Here is a 17,287-nt window from a genome sequence, read left to right on the forward strand (position 1 = left end):
TCCTCTCTGATGGTGGTGGCGGGTGGGGCCCACTCATGTCGAAGAGCCGTCGGACCGGTGGGTCGCTATCGGCAGTGGGTAGTCGGTGGAGGCGGCGAGGTCGGTTTGTGCTTCTAAGGCCGCGATCCGGTTGTGGAGGGTGTCGATAGTGCTGGTGAAGGCCCCGGAGCCGAGCACGATACATAGCGGGGCGGGGTCGGTATCGGTGCTTTCGATGATGGCGGTGGCCATGCGGGCAGGGTCGCCGGGGGCGAGACCATTGGCCGGATCGAGCATGGCTTGGAACGCGTGGGCGGGGTTGTTGTCGTAGGCAGGTAGCGGGTGGGCGATTCGGGCGCTGCCGTAACGGAATTCGGTCACGGCATGGGAGGCGATCAGCGCGGCCAACTGAGTCATGAGCCGGGTGCGCAGGTCGAGGTCGCTGTGGCGCCAGACCTCGTCGAAGGCGAAGTTGTCGAAGACCTCGATCAGTTCCGGATCGGTGACCTGCCAGGTGGAGACGTGGCCGGGAAACAGGGCCTCGTGGTTGGCGCGAGCGGTCTCACTGCAAGGCATGGGTCGCCTGCCTCACCGGGGATCTACGCGCATGGTCGTCTGCGCGGCGTTCGGGCTGTTGATCGAGTCGATGATCGAGGCAGCGTAGCGGCGGTATTTGTCGCGGTAGGCGGCATCGACTCGATCGTTGATCTGCCCGTCCACATCGACGAAAGAGACATCGAGGTCGAGATCGCCGACGTTCAGGCGGCCTTGATGCCGGGCCCGGGTGGATCGGTACCAGGCGGCGGTCGGGCCGTTGACCGAGCGAATGTAGACCTCGTCGCCGTCGCGGACGGCCCAGATGATGCGCGGCGAGGTCACGGAACCGTCCGAGCGCAGTGACGAGACCTCGATCTCGTCGACTCGGGCGACCGTGTCGAGTTGTTCACGGGTCCATGCGGTCATATCGATCACTCCTTGTCGAATACCCGGTCAGGGTCGAACCAGGATTTTGAGGGCTTCGCGGTTGTCCATGGCGCGGTAACCGTCGGGGACGGCATCCAGGCCGATCTCGCGGTCGAACACCTTGCCCGGATCGACGCTGCCGTCGAGCACCCCTGGCAGCAGGGTCTCGATATAGGCGCGGGCCGGGGCCGGGCCGCCGGTCAAGGTGATGTTCGGGCCGAACAGGCTGGCGAATCCGACCGGCGCGGTCTCATACTGCGGCACACCGACCCGCGAGATCACCCCGCCGGGACGCACCACACCGACGGCCTGCTCGTAGGCGGACATATGGCCGACCGCCTCGATCACCACATGGGTGCCGTCACCGCGGGTGAGCTCACGAACCGCGGCGACACCTTCCGCACCGCGTTCGGCCACGACATCGGTGGCGCCGAATTCGCGGCCGAGATCGGTGCGGTCCTTGTGCCGGCCCATCAGGATGATCCGCGGCGCGCCGAGCTGGTGCGCCGACAGCACCGCCAGCAGCCCGACCGCGCCGTCACCGATCACGGTGACCGTGGTGTCCTGGCCGACGCGGCCCTTCACCGCGGCGTGGTAGCCCGTGCCGTAGACATCCGACAGCGTCAACAGCGACGGGATCAGCGGCGAGTCCTCCGCGACCGGGACCGGGACGAGGGTGCCGTCGGCCAACGGGACTCGCACCGCTTCGGCCTGGCCACCACGCACATCACCGGAATTCCAGAACCCACCGTGCCGGCACGAGGTCGGCAACCCTTCGCGGCAGAAATCGCACGTGCCGTCCGACCACGCGAACGGCGCAATCACGAAATCGCCCTTGCGGATAGTGGTGACATCGGCGCCGACATCTTCCACCACACCGACGAATTCGTGCCCCATCGAACTGCCGTCCACGGTCGGGGACATCGAGTGATAGGGGTGTAGATCCGAGCCGCAAATACAACTGCGCACCACCCGCACCACCGCGTCGGTCGGATCCTCGAGCACCGGGTCCGGGACATCGATCACCCGGACATCGCCCGGTGCGTACATGTAGGTCGCTCGCATGAGAAAACCTTTCCTGAGCAGTGGAAAACGGATCGTCGGTGCCGGCAGGGATCAGGCGCCGGTGCGTTGGCGGTCGGCGCAGGCGTAGTCGTCGTCGCTGACGTGTTCACCCCACGTGGTTTCCGGGACCTCGGAGTCACCTGTTCCGTCCCAGATCGCCAGATGCTTCATGAAGTGCTCGGAACACGCTCCGTGCCAATGCCCCTCACCGGGCGGGGTGTAGACGGTGTCACCAGGGCGCATCACGATGACCTGCCCGTCCCGGGTGGCCACCAGACCGACACCCTCGGTGACATGCAAGGTCTGCCCGACCGCATGTGTATGCCACGCGGTCCGTGCGCACGGCGCGAAATGCACCGAATTCACGCGCGCCCGAGACGGCTCGGCCCCCTGATAGATCTGGTCGAACCACACCGGGCCGTTGAACCACTCCGCCGGGCCCTTGCCCGAGGGCGGTGAGACCAAACGCTGCATCATTACCCCGTCCAAGCGAGTCGCTGATCGATTGCTGCAATTGATGACAGGTTCGAGTACACCGCGCGAACCGCAAACGGTGGGAGTGCAGGCTGTTCCAGGTAATCGCAGTACCTCCCTGCGAGGGTCCGAACCCACCTACCGTGGAAGGCATGGACGGTCAGCGTGCTCAGGTGCGGGAATTCCTCACCACCCGCCGAGCCCGGCTCACCCCCGACCAAGCCGGACTACCCGCCTACGGTGGCAACCGCCGCGTGAAAGGGCTGCGACGCGAAGAAGTTGCACTGCTGGCAGGGGTGAGCATCGACTACTACGTGCGCCTCGAACGCGGCAATCTCACAGGCGTCTCCGAGTCCGTACTCGACAACCTGGCCCGCGCCCTGCAACTCGACGACGCGGAACGCACCCATCTGTTCGACCTCGCCCGCGCCGCCGGGCCGGCGCCCACGACGCGGCAACGACGACCGAAAACCATCCCCGGCGTCACCCCGACAATTCAGCTGATCCTCGACGCCATCACCGACGCACCTGCCTGGGTCCGCAACGCCCGTCACGACCTGCTCGCCGCCAACTCACTGGCCCGCGCCCTCTACGCACCCCTGCTCGCCGACCCTCGCCGGCCCGCCAACACCGCCCGCTTCATCTACCTCGACCCCGCCGCCCGCGACTTCTTCACCGACTGGGAACGCGCCGCCGACGACATCGCCGCCATGCTGCGTTCCGAAGCAGGCCGCAACCCCGACGACAAACACCTGATCGAACTCATCGGCGAACTCTCCACCCGCAGCGACGAATTCCGCACCCGATGGGCCGCCCACAACGTCCGCTTCCACCGCACCGGCCACAAAAAACTCCACCATCCCGTCGTCGGCGACCTCGACCTCGCCTTCGAAGCCATGGAGTTCCCCGCCCACCCCGGCCTCACCCTCCTCGTCTACACCGCACCACCGGACACCCCCACCGCCGACGCACTCGAACTCCTCGCCACCTGGACCGCCACAACCGACAACGCCCACCAGCCCACCTGAGCGGGATCAAACCAGCGATTCCGTCGAGGCGGGTCCACAACGGGTGCATTCTCAGTGCGTGGTCTTCGACTTCTCCGCCTTCCCGGTCCTCGAGACCGAGCGACTGGTACTACGTGAATGGCATCCGGCCGACGCGAGCGACATATTCGTCTTCCGCAGCGATCCCATCGCGCAGCGCTACAACTCCAGCCCCCATCGCGACGTGTCCGACGCTCAGGCCCTGATCAACACACTGCGCACCGCCTACGCCGCCGAGGAGCAAATCCAGTGGGCCATCACCAGGCGCGACAACCGCCCCATCGGCCTGTTCGGGTTCAACTCGTGGCAACGCTTCCATCGCCGCGCCGAGATCGGCTACGACCTCGCACGACCACACTGGGGACAAGGCATCGCCACCGAAGCACTCACCGCCATACTGAGATTCGGCTTCGATCACATGCACCTGCACCGCATCCAGGCCCACACGATCGCCACCAATGAACCCTCGATCCGACTCCTGACACGCCTGGGCTTCCACCGCGACGCGGTGCTACGCGAGTACTCCCTCGAAGACGACGGCCACTTCCACGACAGCACCATCTGGTCCCTCCTGGAAGGAGAATGACCATCTGCTCCACAGACCGTCGATAAGACGCCCGCGAACGGTTGTCGGCAGATCCGGCCGTCGCAGCCGCTCGTGTTCGAACCGCACCCCGAGCGCATCGAGATCGTCGGACGACCACGACGGGTTCGTGGTGTGGGGGGACGACGGGTCTGTTCCGGGCGTTCGCGGACAGGATTGTCGTGGAGGGTGGTTGGACGGGCGGCAGCCTTACTTGCGGTGCCGTCCGGGGCGAGAAGGTAGTGCCGGAGCGAGGGGTGGTAGCTGGGTTGTATCGGCCAGCGGGTCAACGCGTAGCGTCGCGATGAAGTGGTCCACTGAGACGAAGCCTGCCGCGTGGACGTACGACAGAAGTTCGAATGCGGGGGCTGTTGCGTCGGTTCGCTTCATTCTGGCTCCCTTGCCAGGCCGATGGTGTTGGCACAGGGACAAGGGAGTTGGTTCTTCAGCCCGGAACTCCCTGTCCGGTACAGCGAACGGCGGCTACAGGGACGCTTGCGCCGTCATGAGCATTCCGATTCACCGGAACGACCAGAATCGTAGCGAAAGCATGGCTATCGCAGCAGTGTTTCACCACACCCCGTCGACGTCGATTCATGCCGGCCAGCATGGCCACAGACCGACCCGAACGCCAGGCAGGGTAGCCGGGGGTGAAGCCCAGGAGATGTTCCCGGGCTTCACCACTTCGATGCAGCCGAGTCGACGGCGTCGGGCTTTGCGGGATCCCGGGTCTCGCATCGGGATCGGACCCGTTGTAAATGTGCCGCAAGTTAGCGGCGGTGTTTCAGGGTGCGCGGCATTCCAGTGCCGTTGGCGGCTGGGGCAGCTTGATTTTGGCTTCCCGGGGCCCGCGGGCAACAGTGCGGGCCGGTCACCACCGTCATCGATGACAGGTTATTTGCTGCCCACCGCCGCTGCCACGAACAGCCCATCATGCCGGTTACCGCCCGGCCCCGTCGTTTCGGACGCCGCCGCCATCGGTCCGGACCAATTGTCATCAGAGTCGGTTCATCGGCCCGTGGAGCCCTGGTCCTGCTGGCCAAGGACGAAGCCGCCTTCGCCGTTCGGGTCCAGCCCGGTGTCGAGGATCTTGTCGTCCAGGAAAGCGGCGGCCTGCTCGTCCAGGAAGACCCGTGCTCCTTCAGCCGACAAGACCTGGTCTTGCTCGTCTGGTCCAGCGGCGACTGCCATCTGCAGCGTCTCGGCGCCGCCGGTCGCGGAGATTCGCAGCCCGGCATCCGTCGGCGTGCCCTCCGCGGACGTAATAGTGCGAACGGCCTCGATCGCAGTGGGGGTTAGCAGCAACATCCGTCCAGTTCCTTCCGCTGTCGTGAAACTCCTCAATGGATGGTCAGGTCGTAATCGAGATGCCCCCCCTTGCAGCATCCTCACAGTTCGAGGTGAGGATGTCAGGGGTACTGGTGGATCGAACGCCCCCTCGTAATAGTCGCAGATCGCGCGTTGGCCCAGTCACCGATTCAGGTGTCACCCGCCGCGGACGCGGCGGACGAGCTCACTCCGAGTGCGTGGTCAGCGCGGAGGGAAGCGACGCCGGGCCTGCCAGATGGCGTGGTCGAGTTCCCAGCCGGTGTACCGGCGCTCGGTGTCCGGATGCTGGCGGCGGTTGAGCAGCTCGACGATCTCAATGATGAGCGTCGGCGAGAGCAACGTGCGGCACAACACGGTTCGACGTTCTCGCCAAGGGGCATGCCCGCACGAGAGACCAGGTGATCGCGGTCGAGCAGGTGGCAGCGACCACCGGAAACGACACCGACCGGACTCGCTCATTGTGCGCATTCACATCGAAGCAGCCTGTCGACGAGCAGGCGCTCTCAACTGGGAGGCCGCCCGGCCTCGAGCCGCAAGACCGCCTGATCCGTTTGCGCGAGAAAGGGGGAAACCGTTCGCTGGCAACCGATCTCGCCTCTTCTCATGGACAAGTTGGTCGAGCATGTCGACAGACGTGGAGGCGAGGGAGCTGCCTCTCGGGTTCTGCGCTACCGGAACGGGCGCCACGACTATCTGAACGGGCGGATCTGCACCCATAGTGCGTGCGGAGCACCATCTGGGGCGGTCCTGTCTCAGGATGGCGTGCGGAGATCAGGTTACTCTCGACCGGTGTTCGTGCACCCTCAGTCGGAGATGATCGCGGTCTATGACGCCGCGGGCCGCGAAATCGGCGCGGCCGACCGGGCCACCGTCTATCGCGACGGCATCTGGCATGCCAGTGCGGGTGTGCTCGTTCGCTCCGGCGATGGCGAACGCGTCTATGTGCACCGTCGCACCGATACCAAGATGGTCTTTGCCGGTATGCACGACTGCCTGGCCGGTGGTGTCGTCGATCCCGGCGAGACCCCGGCACAGACCGCGGTCCGTGAACTCGCCGAGGAACTCGGCATCGTCCTGCCCGCCGACGCACCACCGCTCCCCCTGCGGGCCAGCGTGTCCTGGGACGGCATCTGGCAGGGCGCGCCGATGCGCTGCCATCTGTTCGCCTACGAGTTGCGCTACGACGGGCCCATCCGGCACCAGCCCGAGGAGATCGTGGACGGCTGGTGGTGGACCGATGCCGAACTGCGCGCACATCTGGCCGACCCGAGCTGGCCGTTCGTTCCCGATACCCGCATCCTCACCGGCCAGCTGCTGGCTTGAAACGCCATCGGCCCACCAGGTCGAGGACCTGATGGGCCGATGAGCCTGCGTTCTGTCAGGCGGCGCTACCGCTCATAGCACCCATGACCTGGGTGAAGAGGTTCGCGACGACTTCGAGGAGCTCCATGTACATTCCCTTGCTGGACCCGATATGAAAGTTGCATTCTGCATGAGCTAGGTGTCCAGCAGGTAAGAGGGCCATGAAAACCGGTGACTAACCCGAGGACGCCACCGACCCCGCCCAAGCCGCGAAGGCACCCGGGTTGCGGGTCTGCAGCAGCACTCGGCCAGGGCCGGTGAAGTCGAAGACGAAGCCCTCGCCCGACTTCAGCGACTGGATCGACCGCCCGGATACCGCGCGCCGGATGGTGAAGTTCATAGCCAGGTCATAGGCCACCACATGGCCGGTATCGATGGTGATCGGCTCGCCCGGCTGCAGATCGATCACATCGATCGCGCCGAACACACCGACGACCACCTCACCCTCGCCGTGCGCGCGCAGACCGAAGCCGCCCTCGCCGCCGAACAGGTTCGCGAAACCACCCCATTTACCCTCGACCTGCACGCCATGCGAGTTCGCGATCCAACCGCCGCGGCTGATGAAGAACGGCCGATCGGGGGTGATCTGCAGGTTCAACATGTCGCCTGGCAATGCGGGCGCCACATCGACCCAGCCGCCCTGCGGCGGTGCGGTGAAGGTCGAGACGAAGAATGATTCGCCCGCCAGCACCGAACGCTTCAGCCCGGCAAGAATGCCGCCTTCGGCCTTGGCCTGCAACGAAACTCCCGCCGAATGCGCGACCATGGCGCCGCTCTCGACCCGCATGGGCTCGCCGCCGGCCAGGAAGCACCGCGCGACCGCGGAGGCCGGACTATGACGCAGTTGTACCTTCATAAATGCCGACCCTACCGGCTATTTCGGCTACGAAGGGTCGAGCGATTCCAAGGTCTGCTCATCGCGCGCGACGACCGCACCGCCGTCGGCTGTGAGCACGATCGGCCGCTGGATCAGCTGCGGATTCGCCGCCAGCGCCTCGATCCAGCGCTCCCGGTCCGCGGCGGTGCGTCCCCAGCCGGATACGCCCAGATCCTTGGCGATCTGCTCACCGGTGCGGGTGATATCCCACGGCTCGGCGCCCAGCCGCTTCAGCACGGTCCGCAATTCCGCCGCCGTAGGCGGATCGTCGAGATAGCGCCGGACCGTGTATTCCACGCCCGCCTCTTCCAGGTGTGCGGTGGCATTGCGGCTCTTGCTGCACCGCGGGTTGTGCCAGATCTCGGTTTGCCCAGATGTCATGGTCGCAGCGTACCTACAGGTGCATCCAGGTCGGCCACACCTGGGACCACGGGTGGCGCAGATCGGTACATTTCCACACGGTGACGTTCCGGGTGTTGCCCGGATAGCCGATTCGACTGTCCACCTTGGCAACTGGTTCGACGTGGTCGAAATCCCAGTGCAGGAAGGCTTCGTTCACGCCGACGGCGATCACGGCGGAGGCATTGTCCGGTGGTATGCCGAAGTAGCCGAAACCGCGGCTCGGACTGTAGATCGGTGGGAGGCGATCGCGGTCGAATTGGTCCAGGGCGCTGGCCTGCCAGTAGGTATCGGTCACGATGACGGCGTCGGTGCGTTCGGCTGGAGTGAGCGATTCATAGGCCTGCAGGACGGCGGAAGTCAGTTCCGGCCAACCGAATTCGCCGTACACACCGATATTGATGGCGGCCTCGGCGTCATCGGCGGGTGGCTGGACATGCGCGGCATCGCGCCACGGCGTCGACCACAGCACGTAGCCCGTGGCCATGGCGGCGAGCACCACACCGGCCAGTGAGACCAAGCGTCTCGGTGTGGGATTCAGGCGATCCGCGAGTTCGACGAGACCGACCGCACCCGCCGCGAGCACCACCCCGAACATTCCGGCGACGTAGTAGATCCGGCCACCGATCACCAGGAACACGGCGACGAGTATCAGCAGAGTCACGCCGAGCAACCGGTACGGCCGCAGTGAGGCATTGCGCAGCAGCGCCCACACGCCATAGACCAACAGCACCGCTCCCAGATACCCCGCCAGCAGCACCGCGAGCGGCACGAACAGTACTCGGCCGCCGAGTATGCCCTGTTCACCGCTGATCACCTCGCCCATCGACAACTGCGGCCAATCGTTGCGCGCCTGCCAGATCAGTGACGGCGCGGTCGCCGCGACCACGATGACCCCGCCGAGCCACAGCAGCGGCCGCCGGACCAGTTCGCGCGGACCGAAGACCAGCGAACTCACCGCGACGCCGATCCAGAAGAACGGAATCAGCCATTTCACCTGCATATCGACCGCCGTCACCAGTGCGGCGCACAGCAGCAGGCGATCGCGGCGGGTCCGCACCCAGCGCACCACCAGCCAGGTGATGATCACCCAGAGCACGGTGTCGACCGCGTTGGTGGTCAGCATTTTTCCTTGGAGCAGCAGAAACGGTGAGGTCGCGTAGCCGAGGGCGGCGAGCACCTGGGCCGCCGCTGCGCCGGCGAGTTCGCGCGCGATCACCGCGCACAGCACGATGCCGAGGACGGTCAGCGCGACAACGGGTAGCCGCAGCACAAAGAAGTTTCCGGGTGCGATCGTGTCCATCGCCCGCGCCAGCATCGGCAATACCGGACCTTGATCGGCATAACCGAACGACGGCCGACGTCCCGCCGCCAGAAAGTAGAGCTCATCGCCGAAATAGTCATAGCGGCTGGTCGAGAACACCAAGACGGCCGCGGACGCGGCAGCGATGACACCGATGCCCAAGGTCGCCATCGGCGGGCGCGCCTCGGTGGCGGTCGACTCCTGACGATCGGCGGTGTCGGTCACGTCAGCTCCTGCGGAGTTCCGAGGTGGACCGCTCGAATGTAGCGGGAAACAGCCATTTCCCGCGCCGGCCGGCAGGCGATTCACCCCACGTATTCGTCGGCAACCTCCAACACCTCGTCGACGATCTCCAGCCCCGTGCGCAGTTCGTCGGCCGAGGTGGTCAGTGGCGGCGCGATCTGGAAGCGGTTACCGGCATTGAACGGCCACAGCCCGCGCTCCTTGGCGGCGGCGGTGACCCGGTTCATCGGTTCGGCGGCGGAGCCGGCGGCCGCGAACGGGATGAGCGGCTCGCGGGTGTGTGGATCGCGCACCAACTCCAGCGCCCAGAAGAAGCCGAGGCCGCGCGCCTCGCCGACGCTCGGATGCCGAGACGCCAACTCCGCCAAGCCCTTTCCGAGTACATCCGCGCCGACCGTACGCACATGGTCGAGGATGCCGTCACGTTCGAAGACATTGATCGAGGCGATGCCCGCGGCACAGGCGAGGGGATGTCCGGCATAGGTGAGTCCGCCGGGATAAACCGTATTGTCGTAGCGCTGCGCGATCCGCTCGGCCATCAGTACGCCGCCGAGCGGGACATAGCCGGAGTTCACGCCCTTGGCAAAGGTGATGATGTCGGGCGCGACATCGAAGGCTTGGACCGCGAACCACTCACCCACTCGGCCGAATCCGACCATCACCTCATCGGCGATATAGACGATGCCGAATTCGTCGCACAGTTCCCGGACACCGGCGAGATAGCCCTGCGGCGGCACGAGAACACCGTTGGTGCCGACCACCGTCTCCAGGATCAGGCCCGCAATGTGTTGCGGCCCTTCCAATTCGATGACCTGACGCAGATGGTTCAGCGCCGCCGTCGTCTCTTCCTCGGGAGTGCTCGTGCCCCAAGGAGATCGGTAGGGGTAGGGCCCGAAGAAGCGGACCACGTCGACATTGGTCGGCTCGGCGCCCCAGCGCCGCGGCTCACCGGTCAGCCCGATCGCGACGCCGGTGCCGCCGTGATAGGAGCGGTAGGCGGCGAGCATTTTGGTGCGGCCGGTGTAGCTGCGGGCCAGCCGCACCGCATGTTCGACAGCCTCCGCGCCGCCCGTGGTGAACAGAATCCGGTTCAGCTCGCCCGGTGCGCGTTCCACGATCAGCCGGGCCAGTTCGCTGCGCGCCTCGTTGCCGACGGTCGGCGAGATTGTCGCGAGTTTCTGCGCCTGATCGATAATGGCCGCGACGATATCCGGATGTTGGTGGCCGATATTGACATTCACCAGTTGGGAGGAGAAGTCGAGGTAGCGTTTGCCGCTCTCCTCCCAGAACCACGAGCCCGACGCGCCGACGATCGGTACCGGATTCAGGGTCGCCTGGGCGCTCCAGGGATAGAAGACGTGATCGACCACCTATTTACCGCCTTCGGTCAGTGTCACCTGCTGCGGCGCGAATCCCGTTCCGGTGGCGTCGATTCCACCGGATTTCAGAAGGTCCAGTGCCTTGGTGACGTATTCGTTGGTGAACGCGCTCGCATCGGGATCCTGCTTCAGCACCGTGACGCCCTCCTGGTTCTTGGTCTCCTTGGCGATCTTCACGGTGCGGTCCCACGCGGACTTGTCGATCATGCCGATCCCGTTGGGCGAGGGCCAGATCAGCTTGTTGACCTCGTTGATCTGCCACTGCTGGTGACTGGCGCCGAGCGTGCTGCCCGCGGCGACGGTGATATCGCGGCATTTGTCGACATTGTCGCGGCAGAACGCCCAGCCCTTCAGCGAGGCCGCGATGAATTTGACGGTCTGGTCCTGGTATTTCGCATCCTTCAGCTTCTCCGAATTCGCCCAGATCGCGTCCTGCAGCATGGCCACGCCCTCGTCGTTCCAGTCGATGGTAGCGAAATCGTCTGCGGTGTAGAGCTTTCCGGTGGCCGGATTCTTCGTCTCCAGCAGCTGGGCGTATTCGTTGTAGGACATGGCCTGGGCGGCAGTGATGTCCTTGGCGAGGAAGGCGTTCATATCGAACTGCTGCTGGACCAGCTTGACATCCTTGGACGGATCGATACCCGCCTTGGTCATGCCCGCGAACAGCTCGAATTCATTACCGTAGCCCCAGTTTCCGACGGTCTTACCGCGCAGCGCGGCCGGGCCGGTTATGTTGTCGGACTTGAACGACACCTGTTTGGTGCCCGAGCGCTGGAACACCTGCGCCACATCGGTGATACCCGCCCCGGCCTCGCGGGATGCCAGCGCCTTGGGTACCCAGGCAATCGCATAATCGGCCTGTCCCTGGGCCAGTACCGTCTGCGGCACGATATCGGTTCCGCCATCGAGGATTTCGACGGACAGGCCCTGCTCCTTATAGAAGCCCTGATCCACGGCGGCCAGATAACCCGCGAACTGCCCCTGCTTGAACCACTGCAACTGCAAACGAACCTTGGTCAGGCCGTCTGCGGTGGTTCCGGAGCTATTGTCGGTGGTGCTGCAGCCGGTCAGCGCGGCCGCCGCCAACGCCACCAGCGCGAGACAAGCACGTAAACGGCTTGTGGCAATTCTCATTTCGATCTCCCAAAGATGTCGTGGATCAGAATGGTCCGGGGTCGGCGGGTCAATTGTTCGAGGATCAGTACGACGGCAAGGAAGAGCAGGCCGACGATCATGGCGCCGACCACATAGGCCCAGGCCCGCGGATAGGCGGTATTCGCCGCGGCGGAGGTGATTCGGCTGCCGAGGCCGTTCTGCAGGCCGCCGAAGTATTCGGCGATAATGGCCGCGATCACCGCGCCCGGCGCCGCGATGCGCAGACCGGTGAACAGGTAGGGCAGTGCTGCGGGCAACCGCACCGTGCGGGTGATCTGCCACCCGCCCGCCGCATACGAGGTCATCAGATCGGCGTGCACCTGCGGCACTTGACGCAGGCCACGGGCGGTGCTGACGAACATCGGGAAGAACACCACGATGGCCACGACCATGCGGCGCGGGGTTTCGGTGGTGGTCGAATACATCGAATTCAGCAGCGGGGCGAGCGCGACGATCGGCACGGCAGCGGCCGCAGCGGCCAGCGGCGTCAATAGCCCCTCGACCAGCCGGAACCGCACCGCGACCATGGCGGCCACCATGCCGAGGACCGCACCGACCAGCAGGCCGATGAGAGCGTTCGTACCGGTCGCGGTGGCGGCGTCGACGATGCGATCGAAGTTCTCGGTGAACTGTTTCGCAATCGCGGTCGGCGCGGGCAGCAGGAAGGACGGCACACCGGCGACGACGGTCAGCACCTGCCACAGCGCCAATCCGCCGACGCCGAACACTACCGGTGGTAGCCACGTCTTCATCGCAGATCCTGTCCCGCGACGATGATGTCGGCGGTCTCGTGTCCGCCGCGCAGAGCGGTGCGGACCGCAGCCACGGCCTCGAAAAACGCCTCGCTGGAACGGATATCGTCACCGCTGACGCCCGCCTCACGACCCCAGCCGCCGGTCGGCACGATCTCGGTGATGCGGCCGGGCCGCGGTGACATGACCACCACGCGGTCGGACAGGAACACCGCCTCCGGAATGGAGTGCGTCACGAAAACCACTGCGGCACCGGTCTCTCCGGCGATGCGCAGCAACTCGCCCTGCATGCGTTCGCGGGTCATTTCGTCCAGCGCCCCGAATGGTTCGTCCATGAGCAGCAGCGAAGGTTTGCGGGCCAATGCCCTGGCAATCGCCACGCGCTGTTGCATACCGCCGGACAGTTCCGCCGGATAGCGGTGCGCGAAGTCGGTGAGACCGGCCATCTCGAGGAGCTCCGCACTGCGAGAGCGTCTTTCGGTCTTCGGAACCTTGTGCAACTCGAGTGGTAATTCGACATTGGCCGCAACGGTGCGCCAGTCCAGGAGTCCCGCCTGTTGGAAGGCGATGCCATAGTCCTGGTCGATTCTGGCCTGCCGCGCGGACTTGCCGTGCACGGTCACGGTGCCGCTGCTCGGTCGTTCCAGATCGGCGATGATGCGCAGCAGAGTGGATTTGCCGCAGCCCGAGGGACCGATCAGCGAGACGAACTCCCCCGCAAGGACTTTCAGCGAGACATCCGTAAGCGCGGTCACCGAACCCGCGTCGAAGATCTTGCCGATATCGGTGAGGTCGACCGCCGCGACATCTTCGGCCTTCGCGACGACGGGACCCGGGTCCGGCGCCTGGATCTGCTCGTCGGCCGCATCACTGCCCGTGGTGGCCGATTCCACGTTCCCGGTCAACGGGTACCTCCTGAAGAACCGCGCGCCCCGGCGGGACGGCTGTAACGACGTAGTGCCACTTCGGCCAGGCCGACGACGGCGGTCACGGCGACACCGAGCAGTGCTGCGGCGAGAACGGCCGCATAGAGCCGGGCCGCGTCGCCGGTGGCCTGCTGGGAGAAGACGATGATCTGGCGGCCGATGCCACCCGCGGTGCCGGTCGAGATCTCCGCGACCACGGCACCGATCACCGATGCCGCGGCGGCCAAGCGCAGGGCGGGCAGAAAATGCGGCACTGCGGCGGGAAACCGCAAGTGCACCAATGTCTCCCACCAATTCGCAGAGTAGCTGTGCAGCAATTCCACCGATGCCTTGGACGGCGCCTGCAATCCGCGCAACATCCCGACCGCCACCGGGAAGAAGGCCAGATACGACGCGATGACCGCGATACTCATCCACGGCCGCCACGGCTCACCGGCAATGACGATCTTCCCGCCCCACCCGGCCACCAGCGGTGCCAAGGCGATCAACGGAACTGTCTGCGAGACAACGATGTAGGGCAGTAATCCGCGCTCGACGAAGGAGAAGCGCTGCATCACCACCGCGAGCGCGATACCGACCACCGTGCCGATCGCCAATGCCAGCAACGCGAGCCCGAAGGTGAATCCCGCTGTGCGCAGCAGTGTTCCGCCGACGGTGCCGGCGCCGTCTTTGTCACCGAGCACGGTGATGACCGACCAGACGTGCGGCAATGCCGCATCGCTCGTGCGCGGCAGAATCCGTGTGTCGCCGATGCTCACCCCGCGCTCGGGCACGAAGTACTTGACGAGTTCCCAGACCGCGACCACCAGCACCAGCACACCGACCGCGTAGCCGACCTGCCGTGCCCGCACAGCTCCCGCTCTCATTGATCACCCGCCGACACCGGAACCGACTCCGCGAGACGCCCGTCGACCAGCTCATAGCACCCCGCCGCGAGCGCCGGCGATGCCGCGGCGGTCACTCGGCGCCTGCCGTCGCCGTAACCGGATGCGCCAACCGTGGCAGCACCGACTCCCCGTACGCCTCCAGCGTGGCGGTCTTGGCATCGTGCTGGAGATAGACCGCGAACTGGTCGACACCCAACTTCTCCAGCTCGTGCAGCCGAGCCAACTGCTCATCGGGCGTGCCGATCACACAGAAGCGGTCCACGATGGCATCGGGCACGAACTCGGCATGCGTATTGCCCGCACGGCCGTGCTCGTTGTAGTCGTAGCCCTGACGACCCGCGATGTAGTCGGTGAGCGCGGCCGGAATATCGCCGTCGGTACCGTATTTCGAGACGATATCGGCGACGTGATTGCCGACCATGCCGCCGAACCAGCGGCACTGTTCGCGGGCATGCGCCGTCGCGGCATCGGACCCGTCGGTGACGTAGGCCGGTGCCGCCACACAGATTTTCACCGATCCTGGCGCACGCCCTGCCTTCTCTGCGGCCGCCCGCACCCGGGCGATCGTCCACGCGGCGATATCCGGGTCGGCGAGTTGCAGAATGAATCCGTCGGCGACCTCACCGGTCAGATCGAGTGCGCGCGGACCGTATCCGGCCACCCATACCTCGAGCCGCGACGCGCTCGCCCACGGGAAGCGCACCACGGTGTCGCCGATGCGGGCACTGCGACCGTTGCCGAGTTCCCTGATCACCTCGATGGACTCCCGCAATGTCGCCAGCGTGGTCGGTTTGCCGCCGAGGGTGCGCACCGCGGAGTCACCGCGGCCGATACCGCAGACGGTGCGATTGCCGAACATATCGTTGAGCGTCGCGAAGGTCGACGCGGTCACCGTCCAGTCCCTCGTGGCAGGGTTGGTGACCATCGGGCCGACGACCACCTTGCGGGTGGCGGCCAGAATCTGGCTGTGAATGACGTAGGGCTCCTGCCACAGCAGGTGCGAATCGAAGGTCCATACATGCGAAAAGCCGTGTGTCTCCGCCTGTCTGGCCAGTTCGACCACCCGCGAGGCGGGAGGTGTGCATTGCAGCACCACACCGATATCCATGCGGCACTCTCCAATCGGGTCAGATCAGGTTCTGCGACAGTTCGCGGGCGATGAACCGGCCGTGACCGGCTCTGCCCAGATACGAGCCGTCGTCGATGATCACGCGGCCGCGCGAGAGCACCGTGTCGACATGTCCGTCGATCTCGAAGCCCTCCCAGGCCGAATGATCCATATTCATGTGGTGGGTCTTGCCGAACCCGATGCTGGTGTGCCCGTTCGGGTCATAGATGACGATGTCGGCGTCGGCGCCCGGACTGATGACACCCTTGCGCGGATACATTCCGAACATGCGCGCCGGGGTGGTGCAGCAGACCTCGACCCAGCGCTCCAGCGATATCAACCCGTTCTTGACGCCCTGGAACATCAGATCCATACGATGTTCGACGCCGCCGATCCCATTGGGGATCTTGCTGAAGTCACCGACCCCCAACTCTTTCTGATCCTTCATGCAGAAGGGACAGTGGTCGGTGCTCACCGATGTGACATCACCCGTGCGGATATAGCGCCACAGCTCGTCCTGATGTCCCTCCGCCTTCGACCGCAGCGGCGTCGAGCACACCCACTTCGCGCCCTCGAAACCCGGTGCGCCCAAATGCTCTTCGAGCGACAGATACAGATACTGCGGACAGGTCTCACCGAAGACGTTCTGCCCGTTACCCCGAGCGGCGGCGATCTGCTCCATCGCCTGCTTGGCCGAGACGTGCACGACATACAGCGGTGCATTCGTCAACTGCGCCAACATGATCGCGCGATGGGTGGCCTCCTCCTCCATCTGCCACGGCCGGGAGACACCGTGGTAGTACGGCGAGGTCTCACCGCGGGCCAGTGCCTGCTCGACCAGCACATCGATGGCAATGCCGTTCTCCGCGTGCATCATCAGCAGCGCGCCCAGATCGCCCGCCGATTGCATGGCCCGCAGGATCTGACCGTCATCGGAGTAGAAGACACCCGGATAGGCCATGAACAACTTGAAACTGGTGACTCCCTCGGCCACCAATTCGCTCATCCCCTTGAGGGATTCGTCGTTCACCTCACCGATGATCTGGTGGAAGCCGTAGTCGATCGCGCAGTTGCCCGCGGCCTTCTCGTGCCACAGACCGAGGGTGTCCTGCACCCGCTCCCCCGGCTTCTGCACCGCGAAGTCGACAATGGTCGTGGTGCCGCCCCAGGCGGCCGCGCGGGTGCCGGTCTCGAAGGTATCCGAGGCCTCGGTGCCGCCGAAGGGCAGCTGCATATGGGTGTGGCCGTCCACGCCGCCGGGAATCACATATTTGCCGGTCGCGTCGATGACCACATCGGCGGACTCGGCGAGATCGGCTCCCAATGCGGTGGCACCGGGCTGCAGGACGGCGACAATGGTCTCGCCGTCGACGAGCACATCGAGCAATTGCGATCCGGTGGCCGAGACCACCGTGCCGCCGTGAATGAATGTTTTCGTCATATCGATATCACCAGCC

At 65.4% G+C, this 17,287-nt stretch carries 19 protein-coding genes; 3 read left to right on the top strand and 16 right to left on the bottom strand.

Annotated features, from left to right (window positions below; genetic code table 11):
• Positions 1-33 precede the first annotated feature (33 nt).
• The 4 genes from ACIBW7_RS16945 to ACIBW7_RS16960 are packed head-to-tail and all read right to left on the bottom strand — an operon-like array spanning position 34 to position 2,481.
• On the bottom strand, positions 34-555 hold the full coding sequence (locus tag ACIBW7_RS16945; RefSeq protein WP_397047165.1) for a hypothetical protein: 522 nt from the start codon (positions 553-555) through the stop codon (positions 34-36).
• Positions 556-567: 12 nt separating this feature from the next.
• Positions 568-942 (bottom strand): DUF2255 family protein, encoded by a 375-nt coding sequence (locus ACIBW7_RS16950; RefSeq protein WP_397047166.1) that lies wholly within the window; start codon positions 940-942, stop codon positions 568-570.
• Positions 943-969: 27 nt separating this feature from the next.
• Entirely contained in the window at positions 970-2,007 is a 1,038-nt protein-coding gene (locus ACIBW7_RS16955) for a zinc-dependent alcohol dehydrogenase family protein (protein ID WP_397047167.1), read from the bottom strand.
• A gap of 51 nt (positions 2,008-2,058) precedes the next feature.
• Positions 2,059-2,481 carry a cupin domain-containing protein gene (locus ACIBW7_RS16960; protein WP_397048131.1) on the bottom strand — a complete coding sequence of 141 codons (423 nt, stop codon included), beginning with the start codon at positions 2,479-2,481 and terminating at the stop codon, positions 2,059-2,061.
• Positions 2,482-2,633: 152 nt separating this feature from the next.
• Between ACIBW7_RS16960 and ACIBW7_RS16965 the strand changes: the two genes are divergently transcribed.
• The gene (locus ACIBW7_RS16965) at positions 2,634-3,509 is read left to right on the top strand and encodes a helix-turn-helix transcriptional regulator (RefSeq protein WP_397047168.1); all 876 of its coding nucleotides are present in this window, start codon (positions 2,634-2,636) and stop codon (positions 3,507-3,509) included.
• Positions 3,510-3,567: 58 nt separating this feature from the next.
• Positions 3,568-4,113 (top strand): GNAT family N-acetyltransferase, encoded by a 546-nt coding sequence (locus tag ACIBW7_RS16970; RefSeq protein ID WP_397047169.1) that lies wholly within the window; start codon positions 3,568-3,570, stop codon positions 4,111-4,113.
• Positions 4,114-5,118: 1,005 nt separating this feature from the next.
• Here the strand turns inward: ACIBW7_RS16970 and ACIBW7_RS16975 are convergent.
• Both ACIBW7_RS16975 and ACIBW7_RS16980 read right to left on the bottom strand, forming a co-directional pair.
• Entirely contained in the window at positions 5,119-5,418 is a 300-nt protein-coding gene (locus ACIBW7_RS16975) for a hypothetical protein (protein ID WP_397047170.1), read from the bottom strand.
• Positions 5,419-5,640: 222 nt separating this feature from the next.
• Positions 5,641-5,793, bottom strand: a complete 153-nt coding sequence (locus ACIBW7_RS16980; RefSeq protein ID WP_397047171.1) for a hypothetical protein — start codon at positions 5,791-5,793, stop codon at positions 5,641-5,643.
• A 459-nt stretch (positions 5,794-6,252) separates the two neighbouring features.
• Between ACIBW7_RS16980 and ACIBW7_RS16985 the strand changes: the two genes are divergently transcribed.
• Entirely contained in the window at positions 6,253-6,762 is a 510-nt protein-coding gene (locus tag ACIBW7_RS16985; RefSeq protein WP_397048133.1) for an NUDIX domain-containing protein, read from the top strand.
• A 214-nt stretch (positions 6,763-6,976) separates the two neighbouring features.
• Here ACIBW7_RS16985 and ACIBW7_RS16990 read toward each other — a convergent pair whose 3' ends face one another.
• From ACIBW7_RS16990 to hydA, 10 genes are all read right to left on the bottom strand, one after another.
• Positions 6,977-7,657 (bottom strand): TIGR00266 family protein, encoded by a 681-nt coding sequence (locus tag ACIBW7_RS16990; protein WP_063037160.1) that lies wholly within the window; start codon positions 7,655-7,657, stop codon positions 6,977-6,979.
• 27 nt (positions 7,658-7,684) lie between these two features.
• Positions 7,685-8,059: an arsenate reductase family protein gene (locus ACIBW7_RS16995; protein ID WP_397047172.1), complete on the bottom strand. Its 375-nt coding sequence runs from the start codon at positions 8,057-8,059 to the stop codon at positions 7,685-7,687.
• A gap of 13 nt (positions 8,060-8,072) precedes the next feature.
• The gene (locus tag ACIBW7_RS17000; protein ID WP_397047173.1) at positions 8,073-9,605 is read right to left on the bottom strand and encodes an ArnT family glycosyltransferase; all 1,533 of its coding nucleotides are present in this window, start codon (positions 9,603-9,605) and stop codon (positions 8,073-8,075) included.
• 80 nt (positions 9,606-9,685) lie between these two features.
• Positions 9,686-10,993, bottom strand: a complete 1,308-nt coding sequence (locus ACIBW7_RS17005; protein WP_397047174.1) for an aspartate aminotransferase family protein — start codon at positions 10,991-10,993, stop codon at positions 9,686-9,688.
• Complete coding sequence (locus ACIBW7_RS17010) at positions 10,994-12,136, bottom strand: ABC transporter substrate-binding protein (RefSeq protein ID WP_397047175.1); 1,143 nt, start codon at positions 12,134-12,136, stop codon at positions 10,994-10,996.
• A complete protein-coding gene (locus ACIBW7_RS17015) occupies positions 12,133-12,909 on the bottom strand; it encodes an ABC transporter permease (RefSeq protein WP_397047176.1) in 777 nt (258 codons plus the stop codon). The genes ACIBW7_RS17010 and ACIBW7_RS17015 overlap by 4 nt, the downstream gene beginning before the upstream one ends.
• The gene (locus tag ACIBW7_RS17020; protein ID WP_397047177.1) at positions 12,906-13,814 is read right to left on the bottom strand and encodes an ABC transporter ATP-binding protein; all 909 of its coding nucleotides are present in this window, start codon (positions 13,812-13,814) and stop codon (positions 12,906-12,908) included. The genes ACIBW7_RS17015 and ACIBW7_RS17020 overlap by 4 nt, the downstream gene beginning before the upstream one ends.
• Positions 13,811-14,701 (bottom strand): ABC transporter permease, encoded by an 891-nt coding sequence (locus tag ACIBW7_RS17025; protein ID WP_397047178.1) that lies wholly within the window; start codon positions 14,699-14,701, stop codon positions 13,811-13,813. The genes ACIBW7_RS17020 and ACIBW7_RS17025 overlap by 4 nt, the downstream gene beginning before the upstream one ends.
• 91 nt (positions 14,702-14,792) lie before the next feature.
• On the bottom strand, positions 14,793-15,830 hold the full coding sequence (locus tag ACIBW7_RS17030; RefSeq protein ID WP_397047179.1) for a TIGR03842 family LLM class F420-dependent oxidoreductase: 1,038 nt from the start codon (positions 15,828-15,830) through the stop codon (positions 14,793-14,795).
• A 19-nt stretch (positions 15,831-15,849) separates the two neighbouring features.
• The gene (hydA, locus tag ACIBW7_RS17035) at positions 15,850-17,271 is read right to left on the bottom strand and encodes a dihydropyrimidinase (protein ID WP_397047180.1); all 1,422 of its coding nucleotides are present in this window, start codon (positions 17,269-17,271) and stop codon (positions 15,850-15,852) included.
• Positions 17,272-17,287: the final 16 nt, after the last annotated feature.

The organism is Nocardia sp. NPDC049526 (assembly GCF_044465765.1).
Lineage (GTDB): Bacteria > Actinomycetota > Actinomycetes > Mycobacteriales > Mycobacteriaceae > Nocardia.